The organism is Vibrio sp. YT-16 (assembly GCF_033337405.1).
In the GTDB taxonomy this organism is placed as follows: domain Bacteria; phylum Pseudomonadota; class Gammaproteobacteria; order Enterobacterales; family Vibrionaceae; genus Vibrio; species Vibrio alginolyticus.
The window spans coordinates 35,708-49,916 of the sequence record NZ_JAWOQQ010000012.1; the positions used below are offsets into that span (position 1 = coordinate 35,708).

General features: G+C 38.3%; 13 protein-coding genes. 4 read left to right on the forward strand and 9 right to left on the reverse strand.

Annotated elements, in window-relative coordinates; all coding sequences use genetic code 11:
* Positions 1–32: 32 nt before the first annotated feature.
* The 5 genes from recA to R7F07_RS17875 all read right to left on the reverse strand — a co-directional run bounded on the left by recA (position 33) and on the right by R7F07_RS17875 (position 5,890).
* Positions 33–1,031 (reverse strand): recombinase RecA, encoded by a 999-nt coding sequence (recA, locus tag R7F07_RS17855; RefSeq protein ID WP_044129452.1) that lies wholly within the window; start codon positions 1,029–1,031, stop codon positions 33–35.
* Between the two features lie 366 nt (positions 1,032–1,397).
* A complete protein-coding gene (locus tag R7F07_RS17860; RefSeq protein WP_138058891.1) occupies positions 1,398–2,273 on the reverse strand; it encodes a hypothetical protein in 876 nt (291 codons plus the stop codon).
* Positions 2,222–2,671 carry a hypothetical protein gene (locus R7F07_RS17865; protein WP_025633962.1) on the reverse strand — a complete coding sequence of 150 codons (450 nt, stop codon included), beginning with the start codon at positions 2,669–2,671 and terminating at the stop codon, positions 2,222–2,224. The genes R7F07_RS17860 and R7F07_RS17865 overlap by 52 nt, the downstream gene beginning before the upstream one ends.
* A complete protein-coding gene (locus R7F07_RS17870; protein WP_025633960.1) occupies positions 2,664–2,984 on the reverse strand; it encodes a hypothetical protein in 321 nt (106 codons plus the stop codon). Before R7F07_RS17870 ends, R7F07_RS17865 begins: the two co-directional genes overlap by 8 nt.
* Positions 2,985–3,028: 44 nt before the next feature.
* A complete protein-coding gene (locus R7F07_RS17875) occupies positions 3,029–5,890 on the reverse strand; it encodes a hypothetical protein (protein WP_203347290.1) in 2,862 nt (953 codons plus the stop codon).
* 189 nt (positions 5,891–6,079) lie between these two features.
* Between R7F07_RS17875 and R7F07_RS17880 the strand changes: the two genes are divergently transcribed.
* The gene (locus R7F07_RS17880; protein ID WP_025633958.1) at positions 6,080–6,760 is read left to right on the forward strand and encodes a hypothetical protein; all 681 of its coding nucleotides are present in this window, start codon (positions 6,080–6,082) and stop codon (positions 6,758–6,760) included.
* Positions 6,761–7,041: 281 nt separating this feature from the next.
* Here the strand turns inward: R7F07_RS17880 and R7F07_RS17885 are convergent, their stop codons facing one another.
* Positions 7,042–7,293 carry a hypothetical protein gene (locus tag R7F07_RS17885; RefSeq protein WP_025633956.1) on the reverse strand — a complete coding sequence of 84 codons (252 nt, stop codon included), beginning with the start codon at positions 7,291–7,293 and terminating at the stop codon, positions 7,042–7,044.
* 296 nt (positions 7,294–7,589) lie between these two features.
* Complete coding sequence (locus tag R7F07_RS17890) at positions 7,590–7,883, reverse strand: hypothetical protein (RefSeq protein ID WP_025633953.1); 294 nt, start codon at positions 7,881–7,883, stop codon at positions 7,590–7,592.
* Between the two features lie 254 nt (positions 7,884–8,137).
* On the opposite strand from R7F07_RS17890, the gene R7F07_RS17895 reads away from it, so the two are divergent.
* The 3 genes from R7F07_RS17895 to R7F07_RS17905 all read left to right on the forward strand — a co-directional run bounded on the left by R7F07_RS17895 (position 8,138) and on the right by R7F07_RS17905 (position 12,063).
* Positions 8,138–9,382, forward strand: a complete 1,245-nt coding sequence (locus R7F07_RS17895) for a ParA family protein (RefSeq protein WP_025633952.1) — start codon at positions 8,138–8,140, stop codon at positions 9,380–9,382.
* Positions 9,383–9,392: 10 nt separating this feature from the next.
* Complete coding sequence (locus R7F07_RS17900; RefSeq protein ID WP_025633951.1) at positions 9,393–10,439, forward strand: ParB N-terminal domain-containing protein; 1,047 nt, start codon at positions 9,393–9,395, stop codon at positions 10,437–10,439.
* Positions 10,440–10,791: 352 nt separating this feature from the next.
* Positions 10,792–12,063: a phospholipase D family protein gene (locus R7F07_RS17905; RefSeq protein ID WP_025633950.1), complete on the forward strand. Its 1,272-nt coding sequence runs from the start codon at positions 10,792–10,794 to the stop codon at positions 12,061–12,063.
* 62 nt (positions 12,064–12,125) lie between these two features.
* On the opposite strand, the gene R7F07_RS17910 is transcribed toward R7F07_RS17905, so the two are convergent.
* Both R7F07_RS17910 and R7F07_RS17915 read right to left on the reverse strand, forming a co-directional pair.
* Complete coding sequence (locus R7F07_RS17910) at positions 12,126–13,019, reverse strand: DUF4435 domain-containing protein (RefSeq protein ID WP_025633948.1); 894 nt, start codon at positions 13,017–13,019, stop codon at positions 12,126–12,128.
* A gap of 2 nt (positions 13,020–13,021) precedes the next feature.
* The gene (locus R7F07_RS17915) at positions 13,022–14,140 is read right to left on the reverse strand and encodes an AAA family ATPase (protein ID WP_025633946.1); all 1,119 of its coding nucleotides are present in this window, start codon (positions 14,138–14,140) and stop codon (positions 13,022–13,024) included.
* Positions 14,141–14,209 lie beyond the last annotated feature (69 nt).

Genomic DNA, 14,209 nt, shown 5'->3' on the forward strand with positions numbered 1-14,209 from the left:
TATGTTGCGGTTTTCCCGCAACATACCTTAATCTAATTAATCCGAGATAATATCTCTTCAAGAAGGACTTTGTCGTTTTCTAAGGCCTCTGTCGCTGACAATCTGCCCTGCCCAAGCTTAAGGTTTTTGTAAAGGTACCAAGTACCACGTTTGTCTATAATTCGAGCATCTAAGCCTAAATCAAGAACTTCACCGTAGTAATCGAAACCCTTACCAAACAATATTTTGGTTTCAGCTTGTTTAAATGGAGGGGCAAGTTTGTTTTTGACAACCTTAATCCTGGTTTCATTACCCATTGTACAATCGGTGACTTTATAGCTCCCCGTTCTGCGAATATCAATTCGCGTTGTAGCGTAGAACTTTAAAGCATTTCCACCTGTTGTTGTCTCAGGGTTTCCAAAACCACCAATTTTAAAACGAATTTGGTTTATGAAAATAGCCATGGTATTCGTTTTCTTTAGAATACCTGTTAGCTTCCGGCATGCTTGCGACATTAACCTCGAATGAAGGCCCATACTAGCTGCCCCCATCTCTCCTTCTAACTCCATTTTAGGACACATTGCTGCGACACTATCGATAACAATAATGTCTACTGCTCCCGATAGAGCAAGAGTTTCTGCAATAGACAGAGCTTCCTCCGCACTATTGGGCTGCGAAACATACAATTCTTCGCTATTAACGCCAATTAATTTGGCATATCCAGGATCAAGCGCATGCTCAACATCAATGAAGGCACAAATACTTTCTTTCTTTTGTGCTTCAGCAATGACTTCCAATGCCAATGTCGACTTTCCGGAGCTCTCCGGGCCAAAAATTTCATGAATACGACCTCGCGCTAACCCGCCCACTCCTAAAGCTTTATCAAGCTTAGGTGAGCCTGTAGATACGATGTCAAGATTGTTAGTTGTTGCTTCGCCCCCAAGGCTTTGCACAGCACCCTTGCCAAATTGTTTTTCAATTTGCCCTAAAGCAGCAGCAAGAGCCACGCTTTTAGGTGAAGGATTGCTGTTATTGCTAGCTATTGTAACCATAACTACCTCGCTCTGTTTTGTTATATATTATAGTTGAGCAAAGTGTTTGTCAATGGTATTTAATACCATATTAAATCATTTTATAGCTACTGTTTATTTCTGGAATGAGGTACTTCGGTAGGCATATAGGTAAGAATTGTATCCAGATTGATCAGGCTGTCATCTGGCTCCAGATTTCCGGCTTTTGACTCTATCTGACTTGCACTTGCATTATCAATTGGGCTAGGTAATAGCTGAATCCCAAGTACAATGCTAGAACACAGAAACCAAACAATGAGTATCGTCTTTTGCAAATTATCTCTACGCTTGTGCATCTCTAACCCTCCAATTTAATATCATATATTATAGATTGGTTTGTAAATTTTTCTATCTATATTCGGGCTTATATCGATATAGACGCAAAGTTGAGATATAGGGTTGCTCTTCAAACTTACTACGAGCTTTACTAGACCCCAGTCTTTTAGACTTTGGGGTAGACTCAATCGAAACCATAGAACCAATGAGTACCGTTCTCGCTGAATCCATATCGGTAGTTACAACAAATATTGGTAACGAAGCAACTCTTGAATGACTTTTCTCTCCCACTCCTGGTACATATCTAGTGATGTTCGCTTTAATACTTGTTGGACTTGGCGTCCGGTGCACAAGAAACTCCGAATCAGAAATCTCTGCAATTTTCTTAGAAACGATGTCAAAGCTATCAGAACCGTTATCAATGATTTCTTTAGCTAACTCAAGCGCTTCTTCTTTTGAGTATTTCTTTTGGTTACCCCACCCTTTTGATTCGTTATAAAAAACTATTTTTTTAGGTAGCGCCTCTTCTACCACCAGCAAGCGTTCACATTGTTTAAAGTGAACCCTTTGCATGCCTATCTCTGTTAATAATTTTCTTACATAATTCAATGCGGCAGTATTGCTTTTGCATTTACTCGAGGCCTTAGCTTCTTTTACAGCGTCTGAAAATGCCTTTTTGGCATGATTTACTTCTAGTAATTTGGGAACTACATCTTCAGGAATGAAGACCACTCCAGGTAACTGGTTTAACTCTCGTCCTGATTGGTATTCATCGTAAGTGATCGCCGTTATAGCTCTAATGACCGCTTTAATTGGTTTGATGTCAGAGGGATTGTTTAACTGAACGTTAAAGTACGTTTGCTCTAAGGAGTGAGCAAACGCATGAAGTGAGGATTCTAATGACTGAAGTTTTCGTATGACTGGCACACTGTGTAGTGACTTGGACACTCTTCTTCTCTCTCTATCATTTTGGATTGATTTGTTTCAACCCGCTTAGAGCCCCTTTGAGAATAGGTTGCCACCTTATCAAGGAAACCTCTATCGTTAAAAACAAAGTCAACATACTCTTCATACATCGGCAACCCAATTTTATTTTCCCAATATCTATAAGTAACTACTCTACCCCATGGGAAACTTTGGGTTAGTTGGGGCTCACCGAATATCTTAAATAGTTCAGTTTCAGTAGTTAACCCAGGATCAACTAAGTATGCTGGATTATTAGGGATTCTTGTACCACCAGCACCATATTCACCAGTAAAACCAAATACTGGATCAAGACTATCATTTTGAGCACAACCGAAAAGGGAGGCGCTCAACATTACAGCTAACATTAATTTCTTATTCATCATCTTTTCGTTTCGTCATGATATTGAGGGTTTGTTTTACAAAACTAAAATCAGGTACAACTGGCATAAATGCCGCTCTCATATACTGTCGAACTGTTCGATGTATTGAGAACAAGAACCGCCCAATAAAACTATCTATTTCCGATTCATTTAGTTCTTTGTATGTCACCTTAATTTGGAATATTGAGGCGACTACCACGACGCACACTACTGGAATTAACCAGTTAGGAACGAGTGTGTAGTACATATTCAACCCCCAAAAAATAGCCGCTATAACACCAAGTAATGGAAGAAGAGCAATTGCAGCAACCATAGGAAGCCTCCTGTTGTTTTATAATAGGTTACAGCATATACAATTTAAAATCCAATTCCTAAATTCATATCAGTGTCAACCTCTTGTTTAACTTTTTCGTCTACTTGTTTGCACTTGTCTTTTACTGGTCCAGAAAGCTTATTGAGAATTTCATTATTCACAGATGTATCTATAGTGAACTCATTAACTATATTACCAAGCTTGGCTTTAACAACTGCTGGTGGAGTTGCTTCAGCCCTGTCAACAGCTTCTATTTCAGTACTTATGTTAGAATGCAAAGATGGTTTACCTGTCCACGAACTTACCTCAACCTGCCTTAATATCTCAAGAAGGTCCTTGGGGTTTGCAGAGTACGGTAGGCTTAACTGACTACCTTCAAGTTTGGGTTCATTATTATTATCGAAAGTGATATTTAAGAGTTTAATGTGCCCATTGTTCGAGTACTTATGGATAAAGTCTTGTTTAGCTGCAATCTGCACCTCTGTAGATAAATTTCTACCAGCGTCTAAATTCGCTTTATAACCACGATACAGGTCAAACGACTGATGCTCATGTTCAACATAACCTGTTTTTCTAACGACCAAACCTTGATCAATTACTTTACCATCAATGAACTGGTTGAACTCTCCAGCCTTTTTAATCGCGTTTACCAGGAGCTCATCCACATTTAAAGAGGTCTCGGTAACCTTGCCTAATTTCTTGAGAACAGAATCCCTAAACCCTTGGAGCTTGTTAACCAATGAAACCTTAATAACTGGCTGTATACGATCAATATCTCTTAGATCAATACTTTCAGCCTTCATAGCTAACCATTCTTCCGCAAGGCTACGTCTATCTAGAGGCTTGTTTTCATCAAGGTGCCCATAGTTTTGTTTTATTGTAGCCTTGTCTTCAGTGGAAATGTTTTGCCAAACAGTCTCCATAAGGTCCACATACTCGGAGTTTGTGAACATCTTCTTAAATCCCAAGTGTACCGCTTCATGTGCAATAGTCTTTCGAAGTCCTGACTCATATGCGTTATGTTCACTTTGTAGATTCACATGCATTTCACCATTGTGGGCAACCCCAGCGAGTGTAGAGCTGTAACTTTTCAGATCATTACTAAGAAAGTTCATTGAATCTATCGTTTCATGTACACGAATCTTTAAGTAAGGGTGATTAGCCTGAATCTCTTCAAGAATCTTTATTGATTTGGGGATATCCAGCTCAGGATCTACTTGGGAAGTGGGAGCAGCACCTATTGTTCTTAACGTGTCAGGATTATGTTTTATAAAAGAATGTACAGCTTGAGCTTTACCATCACGCTCGAGCTCACTGTAAAGAATAGTTTTACCTTTAAAGCCTTCCTCCCTCAGCTTCTCTATTGCCAACATTTGATCGATAATTTCAGGCTCAGTTACTGCTTCAGGTAAAATGATTGCTCGAACATCTTTTATGGTCAGTTTTTGAATGGGGTCAGCTTTCTCAGAACCTATTGGCGAAAACCTTGTAGCCTCAGCTAGCTGGTATAATTCATTCGATAAACTATCGCTCAAAGCTTCTTGCGAAACAGGTTTGTTTAGCGATAAAGATTCCACTATTCTACTGAATACATCTTCCTTTGCTTTTGATACATCAATACCTTGGTCCACCGATAACTGGGATACTATCCCTTCAAATTTTTTAATAAGGTCCGCATAATACTCAGATGTATGGTTAGTTGGCCCAACAAGCTCACCATCCAGGGTCGCTTGTATTTTACTAAGGTCTTGGTTAGATAAATGTACTAATGCTGCCATCATCTGCGGAATAGTGACATTATTGGAGTTTTCAAGGAAGGCCATAGCTTCATGTTTACTTTTTAGTTCTACACTCGGCTCTAACTTGCATTCTAAGATGTTGTTTAATAACCAAGTATTGAAAGCATCCCTCTCACTGTACTCATCCAACTGCAAATTTAATTGTAATGATAGAGCTTCATGGTCTACTTCTGATTCTTTTGTATATACGTCTAGTAATTTTTCAAGGTGGTACCTTAAGCCCATTAATTCGTTTCGCGGATCTAATTGTTTGTATAGTGTTGTTGCAGTTTCGTCTAGTAACTCAATACTTTCTTTGGAGTCATCGAGCTGCATCTCATTCATAAACGATAAAACTTGTGATTTAACGGCGCTATCAATTTTGTCATTTAATGATTCCCCTTGCTCTAACAAAAACTGTTTAAAGTCTGGTTCAACGCCCTCAAGCTTTTGAGCAGTAGTGAACTTCAAGTACTCTTCAGCAATTTCTACTAAATCTAAATTCTGAATAAATCTTGCACCGGGTAGATTCTTCTTTGGCAAGTCTGCAAATCTTCCCTGGCTATATTGATAAGCTAAAAGTACTTCTGGTCTTTTACAAAGCTCCAGAGCAGACTCTAAACCAATTTCACTAATAGCGTTTTCTAAATTTGTTGAATCAATACCTAGATTATTTAGTGCTTCGAGCATGCCGGGCCACTCTGAAAGACGCTCCATATCCACAGTGAAGTTCGATATTAATGGGTTGTTTAATTTTCCTTGGGGTGTCCAACAATCAGACTGAGTGATCGTATTTTGAAAATCTACGATTAAATCGATACCTTGATTCGATTCAATGAACTCCTGGAAGGTATTCGTTTCTACCTTAAACCCCTCTCCACTTTTGACTTTATCTAAAAGTGAACTTAGGTTTCCATTTAAACTAAAGCTCGCAATGAGAGAGTTCTCATAACCATTTTCATGAGTCACATCCCAATCTTGCTGTTTCAAATGGTGAAGGGTGTAATAGGTATTGGCCATGCCTTGAGGCACTAGTTTTAAGGTATCTACCATCTCATTTGCTAATGGATGATCAAGGCTTAACTCTTTACCTTTAATTGAACCATTAGAAAACTCACCGTGTTCCATTAGGTTGTCTACAATACGCTCTCTATCTCGGGTAATGATATAGCTATAAACCATAATTTTAGACCTTGTTATTTATCCTCAAATGACATATTTACTATATTCCATAATCTTTATAAATTCGATTTATTTCAACTCGCGCGTGTGTTAATGTGGTATTTATACTGTGTAATTATCCTTCAGGTACAGCTCATGAAAATCTCAAATTGGCCATCACTCATTAAATGGATTATCTCTGTTGGACCAAAATCAGCCTCTACAAGTCAGCAATATATTACTTCACTGCAAAGTCGTGACCGAGACGCTTGGCGAAAACGAGTATCAAAGTTTAGCCCCAAATGTACTTTTGCTGGTGTTATTAGTGATGCAATGCACGAAAAAAGAGGCGGACTTGTAATTGGTATCGAGACTAAATGTGAAGGCAAGATAAATTTGTTGATCCCTAAAAACAAATGCAACGAAATGGATTTAGCGAAGTCGATACTATCTAATGCATCTATAGTTTCTATCACTTTCACTCCATACATTCATTTTGAGTACGGTCTAATTGGGCTAGTAGAAAGCATAAGTTCTTTATGCCACAACACAGAGAACCAAATATCAATTAAACCTAAACAATTGCCGAAAAATGCAACCTCGACCAACACTACTATCACTCAAAGTGTTCCTCGTTCCACCAATAGCTGGAACAGTTCGAGTGACGAGCAATTGATGAATTACTTGAGTCAAGATATTGGTTTGAGGCAGATAGCTTTACAGATGAACGTAACACCAAAATTCATTACAAATAGAATGCTGCAACTAAGCATAATTGACATTGACCAGTTCGCTGAAATAAAAAGGCAACTGTTAGATTTAGGGTGCTTTCAATAAATGGCTAATGCCACTTGATACCGAAGAGGATTAAACAAGTGGTAGTTTTGTAGAAATATCTATCGTAGAAGCAGCGATCAAGAAGTGCTTTGCTTGGTCAAAAACCTCAGGCAAAAACACTATCAAATGAACCAAACAAAGAGGAGCACCAACTTAGTAAATGGTCTCCGAACGGAGCACGGCTTTGAATGTCATATCACGTTTGACCTTGTTTTGACTCACAGCGTTCCGGCGACGGAACGCGATTCAATTCTTGTATAGCGCCAAATGAAAAATTTATATTAGTATCCCCGATGATGATCGTTCAGGCCTTGATATATAGCACTAGCGATTAAATAACCTGTCAATCCAAATACAGACAGAGCATTAGTATGTAGTGCACCATTGAAGTAAGTAGTGATTAGAGATGAAATAAACACCACTACAAAAATTAAAAGCGCTATCTTGAAGCCCCAGTCAACAAAGAAGTCTATTGCAGGACCAAAGCTCAAAGCTAGGTTGTTATTCTCCATTACATTCTCAAGCCTTTTCACAAGCTTCTCCTAGTTTTCTTTATAGGGTTTTCGAATAGATTTTGGCGCTTTGGGTAGCCCGTTAAGCATATCTATATGAGCTTGTTTCTTACTATGCCCTAGCTCAACTTCCTCTGCAATTTGGTAGACTCTTACCTTGCTAAACCCCCACCGATTGGCTAGGTGTGCTGTAGTCCAACCTTTTCGTTTATAGCACTCAATGTATTCGTCTTTAGTCACGGTAACAAGAAACCTATCTTTGTAAAGTATGCTTAACTATATACGTTAAGCATACTTTACTCAACAACTCAAGATTTTTAGTCTTCGCGTTTCACTAATAACATACTAGAATCTGAGTATTCGTTTAGTTTGCACATAGGCCAGCTCTTAATAATTTCGTAATTTTTTCTGTTGATTTCTAAAGGTACTTCTATCATCACATCAATGAAATGTTTACTGTTATATGGAGTAGACTGCCGATGTAATACAATTTCTAACTTATCTTCGCGTGGGATTGCAGTACTTTTTACATAAACACTCGGAGACACAACAGCCTCTACCGCGGTCCGTTCTCTCAAAAATACTAGCAATTGCTCTTTAATGTCGCTCATTATTTTTTCTCTATTTATTAATAGCTTAGCTTATACATTGTGTTTCTGTACACTCAGATATCTGACCATATACAGCGACAAAATCAACCTATAGATTCTGTTCGCACTGTATTTGACTTTTTTCATTAGGATTCTGTGATGAAAGCCTCAAATAAAAATGATAGCCTCAACATATCATTGATACCCATTAATTATCATTGACAGTCATCACCTGTTAATTGACAATGTGACTGTCAATTTTATGGAGAGTCACAATGTCATCAGTCACTGAATCCGTTTTGCAGAATTTGGAAAAAGCAAACGAGAGCGTAAGTCGTACCGAGTCAGAACGTCGAGCAAACATCCTTCAGCAATCGAAGGTTGTACTCGATGAACAGTTTGAAGTCAGCAAGGTCATTCTTAATCACTCAGTTCCACAAACCAAAATGAGCAAAATGTGTGGCTGGGACTCTGTCAACACGTTTAAGAAAAAGGAAGAAGATTGGGTGGAGCAAGGCTATCAACCACCTGAAATGATCCGTGGTAAGTATGCGTATTCGCCAGACTATATTCATGAAATTCTCGATTTAGCTGGTAAGCCAAAATGGTCTGATTTTAATCGTGGTACTCATATTATCAATGTACAGAACCAGAAAGGTGGTACAGGTAAGTCCATGACGACTATTAACCTGGCTCAGGCATTAGGTTTACAGCACCTTGAACGTATCCGCATTCTAATCATTGATTTAGATCCACAGGGTTCACTTAAATTGTTCGCTCAATCTAAGGAATACAAACAAAATGATCTGGACCAACTCACTGCCGTTGACATTATGACAGCGGATCTTGAGGGTAAAGATTCTCTATATCAAAATTTCGTGAATTATGGTTTAAGTCATGAGGATATTATTGATGAAGCAATCCTTAATACCTTCTTACCTAATGTTCGAATCATGCCAGCGTTTCCTGAGGATGAGCGATTTTCGTCTTTACATTGGCTCGGAGAAGAAAACCTAATTCCAAGATTAAAAGAACGAGTTATCGACCCTATTCGTAACCAATACGACTTAATCTTTATTGATACAGGACCTCAAATCAACCCGCTTACTTGGAGTGCACTGTACGCTTGTAATGGTTTGTTGGTACCAGTATCTCCAAAGGCTCTCGACTGGAGCTCCACAACTCAATTCTTGGATAATTTACCTAACCAGGTTCGAGCTTTGCCAGAAGGTTCAGAAGGTATTCGTTGGATTAAAATTGCCCGTACCAACGTCGAAGAAGAGAAAGACCGAGATACTGAGCTATCAAATCGTATCAAAGATGAGTACCGTTCCATGGTATTCAATAACTACATCATTCGCTCAAATGCTTTTGATACCGCAGCCAAAAATTATCGAACAGTACTAGATGTCGCTTCTAGCGAAGGTATTTGTATCCCTCGACAGCTACGTGACTCTAAGGACTCAGTAATTGATTTAGCAAATGAGCTTAAAGATCACTTAAAAGATATCGATTTATAAAGAGGGCACCATGTCAAGTCATAGAAGAAATGTCCAAGCTTATACACCAGGTGGTAATCGTACCTCGAAGTTATCATCAGATAGTGTTGCAATCACAACGAAAGAGGAGCAACTCCTTAACGAGGCAGCTCAAGCAGGAGTATCCGAACTAGAAATTGCGGTTGATGGCCAAGAAGTCTTGTTTCAACTGGTCGAAATTCCTTTTGATAAAATTGAAGCCGAAACATTCGTATCAGAGGATAATGTTCGAGATCAATCAATTATGTCTCGGCTGTCAGTTATAGATATTACCAACAAGATCTCTGATAAGGGTCAACTCTATCCCGGTCTTGCTATAAAACACACTGATTCACAAGGGGGTGTCACTTATGAAGTTATTGATGGCTCTCAACGCAGAAGCGGTTGTTTCTACAGTAAGCGCGGTTTTAAGATCTATGCTACAAGTCAAAATATTACACGCGAAAGTAAGCAGTCTTTATCTGAAGTAAGTAATACACATAGACCCATGTCTCTCTATGAGTTAGGTAAGCAATGGCTGAACCTCAAGAAAGAACAAGGTTTGAACAATATTCAGATTGCCACCGAGAAAGGCTATGACAAAAACTTAGTCTCAGCTGGTATAAAAGCGGCAGAGCTACCAAAATGGCTAATAGATGTCATTCCTAGTGTTCCTGATCTAGGAAGACCTTCAATAATTGAATTAGACAAGAAAATAACTAGCCTTTCTGATAAAGAAAAATCAGGCTTTGAAAATTTTTGCTCATCTTTATTAGAAGAGACAGAAAACCTAAGGCTTACAGCATTAAGTGCTAAACACGCCAACGCTCAAATCGTAAAAAAGATTCTGTCATACAGCTATGCCGAGCATGATGAGGATCAAGGGCAAGATGCATTGACAAAGCCAAAGAAACTTAAGAAGAAACTTGATAACGGCTCTGAAGTTCACGTAAAACATGACTCCTTGAAAGGTGAGTTCAGTTTCACAGTTAAAAATATAAGCGATGAGCAAAAGCAGCAGCTTGATCAGCTTTTAGGAGATTGGGGATTATCCATATAGTGTGGCGTTTATCTATCATGCTGAAAAATTGGGCATTTAACTGTTTATAGTGTCATTTTCTTTGAACTAAGCTGTAAACCTGTATATAATTCGCTTCGGAGTTAAATTGCCCCCAAGCGTTTATCTCTGTCCCCCTCTTACGCTTTTGCGTAGGAGGGGGTTCTTTTTTTCAAACCAGAAAATATACAACTCCCCCTCCCCTAATATCTTTACTTGATCAACTCCAAACTTGCGAAAATAAGCTTGTAGCCACAGAATTCTTTAGGCCAGTGTATCCTTTTACTGATATAAGTTACTCTTTTATCAACCTCAATGGCTTGTACTATTTTAAGAGAGTGATGAGAGCAAACCAATGGACTTGTATACTAATCGAACTTCAAAAAATGATTTCATTAAACATGGCATCACAGATCATATAGAAGATGGAATGGACTTATTCATTGCTTCAGCTTTTTTCACAGAGTTTGATGTTATAGATGAGGTCCTTGGAAAAGGATGTAATTTAAAAATCATTGTGCGACTTGGTTTTCCAACCTCACCATCTGCACTAGATAGATTACTAAACAATAATAAGGTTGAAGCTAGGTTCTTCACGACCAACTCATTCCATCCTAAGCTTTACATTTTTGGTGATAAGTCCATCTTGTTGGGTTCAGCGAATCTAACTCGATCCGCCATATATTCTAATCAAGAAGTTATGATTGGCATCCACCCGGAAGATCATAGATTTATAGAACTGCAAGAGTTATTCAGTGAATACTGGCGTGACGCAAAAGTGCTCAATAGAGATGCAGTCAAATGCTATCGGAGTATCTATAACAAGTACTATCATGCAAATAAACTATTAAATGACATGGAACACGATGTCATCGACACCATGGGGGATGTGAACTTCTCGAACATCAATCGCGGTAAAAAGAAAGCATCACAGAAGTCTATTTTCCAAGATACATACCAGCGTTCATATCAAGAATCAGTTAGTGCTTTTAATCGAATAGTAGAAATCTACAAAACCTTCGATAGAAAAGTTAACGGTGACTTAATACCATTAAGATTAGAAATTGACTCATTCTTCAGCTTTGTTCGCGACTTCTATGCCACTCAAGACACTTGGAAGCACCAACCTCTTGGATGGGATGAACAACAACGGTCTAAAACGGCAAAACTTATTAATGAATGGATGAATACAAAATGGGAACATTTTGAGGATCGCATTGTTCCGCATAATTATCCCCTTATAAAAAAAGTCCTCGGTTCAAAGGAAGCAATCATATCAGCTTCAATGATTGATATAGTTGAGGCACTTTGCGTTCTGCACTCTTTCCATGACCGGTTTCGCTTCTACAAAGGTGGCCTCAATACATTAAAGGAGAGCTTTATGGGAAGTAATGAAGAACAGAGGGTAAAAAAGACTCTGATATACCTACTATACGGCACTGGAGACCCTGTAACACGTATGGCAAACTGCATATACGATAGTGAGTATAAGTTGAACCAATTCGGAAAATCTAATGTTCAGGAGCTAATTGGATGGATTAACAAAGAAGATTTGCCAGTCATCAACGGTAGGACAACTAAAGTACTAAGATACTTCGGCAACAAAGTTGTTCAAGTAAGTGAGTAACGAAAGTTATAGTTATTGACGCCTCACTTCTGTTGAAATGAGGCAATATGATATCCTAAAAACTACGCTACTTCTTCTACCTCTGCATCGGTCTCAATAAGTCTAATCATTTGCTCATATAAATTAGTCCGCTCAAAGTTCTCCTTTGTATATTTGCTTCGAAGATACTTCTCTACCCCTTTGACAGTTACATTTCTATCTGATGATAATGGTTGCTTAAACACTTGAGCCAGCAACTGGCAAAAGTCATGCCCATTCGCGGTCTGATATATACAATAACCAGCTTGATTTAACTCTACGTATTTATTGTATATGTCGATACAATGAGTTTGTTCTACTCTCGGACTTCTTCTGATTGCAGCTTCGATTAAGATTTGAATGTTTATTGACACATTAAAATCGTTAACCGTCACAGCTTCGCTAGTAAAGTAGTTCATACCTTTGAATCTCACATTCAAATTCAGCAACCTACAAGCGAGTTTTACAAGACCGATTTCATTACAGACGCTCATCAGATTACTCATTAATCTCTGACCAACTTCATCGATCTGCATCGGACCCAGAATATGATTTTGTGTATGTTCAGTTATAAAATCTGTGATAAATTCATCATGAAGCATCATAATTTCTGCATCATGCACGTCCGTCATAAATGTATCGTTGTAAGTCTTTTCTAGTACGTGGTCGAAGTCTGCATCGACTATACCGTAAACTTGATTAGAAATACGAGTCCTCAGCCTATCAACAGCTTCTATGACATCCGCCTTTCCACTTGCTGGAGTGCAGTAAAAGAACTCTGTATTTCTCAACACCATGTTAAACAGAGTAATATCGGAGTCGCCTTCAACAACAAATATAATCCTATTGCCTACGTGGTCAGTTTGGACCTGTAAAAGCAGAGCGCTAAATTTAGTTTCATCGCTACGTTCTCTGGTAGCATCTCTTAAACTCGACATAACTAGTTACTCTTTGCAATCACATGCTTGTCAAAGAGGTCAATTGAACTTTCCCATTCATCACCAATCACATCCGGTGAATGCGTTGTTACTATAAGCTGTGAGTAGTGATTAAACTTTGATATTTGAGAGAACTCATTAAGGAGGTCTTTCTGCCATGAAATGTGTAGAGATACCTCAGGTTCGTCTATCAAAATGATTGCACCATTTTCTGCTTTGAAAATTAGATCAAAGAAAATAGATACTTGGTTCTTCTCGCCTGAAGACAACTTTTCTAAAGGTATATTAGCACCAACATGATTGAAGAATGCGAAGCCGTATTCCGGGTTAACTGCTATAGTTTTAAATGAAAACTTTTTCTTCTCAATTAGCTTCGAGAACTCGCTCAAACGTCCTACAAAGTCTTCATGCAAAGATTCTTCATAGAATATTTCATCCAATTTATCACTCAAGTTAATGGTGTAGTCTGATACAAGGTTTAAGTCATTCAATTCGAGATACTTACTCGACTTTGGTAGCAATCCGAAACGAGTGTAAGGTGCTAACAGGTCTTGTAGGCCAACTATCCTCTCTTTCTGCATGTACGGTAATGCGTTATTTTGAACTTCGTGTGATTCTATTGAAATGCATGAAAATAAGTCATAAACCAACTGGTCAAGCTTGTGCAATTTACTTAGCGCAAACTTCATTTTATCTTCTAGAAACGCTCTTTGCTTTGTAATGATGCTATATGCTTCAGTTTCGTCATTCAGATGTACAGAATGGATAAGAATAGAAAAAGCTTTTCTGTAATCAAATACCTTTTCTTCAGACAAGTTTTGGGTTGAAGGAATGATGATCTTTTTTGCGTCATTAAGAAATGACTCGATCTGCATACCAGATTCTGAGTTGAAGTAACGGACAAGACCAAGATTGGTTTTCAGTTCGAATGTATCAAAACTTATTTTAGATAATTCTTTGTAGTTATTTGAGATAGCATTATGAATCAATTTGAGAAGCATAGTCTTACCATAGCCATTGGGGCCTGTAATAACCACATGATCGGACTCTGGAAGTTCAATGTCATAGTTTAAAAAACCAAACAGATTCTTAACTGTAATTTTTTCTATTCTTAGGAACATTTTGTAGTATTTTTATTGAAAATTATGTCGCATTGTACCATTAGAGGTAATGTCGTAAAGTGCATATTG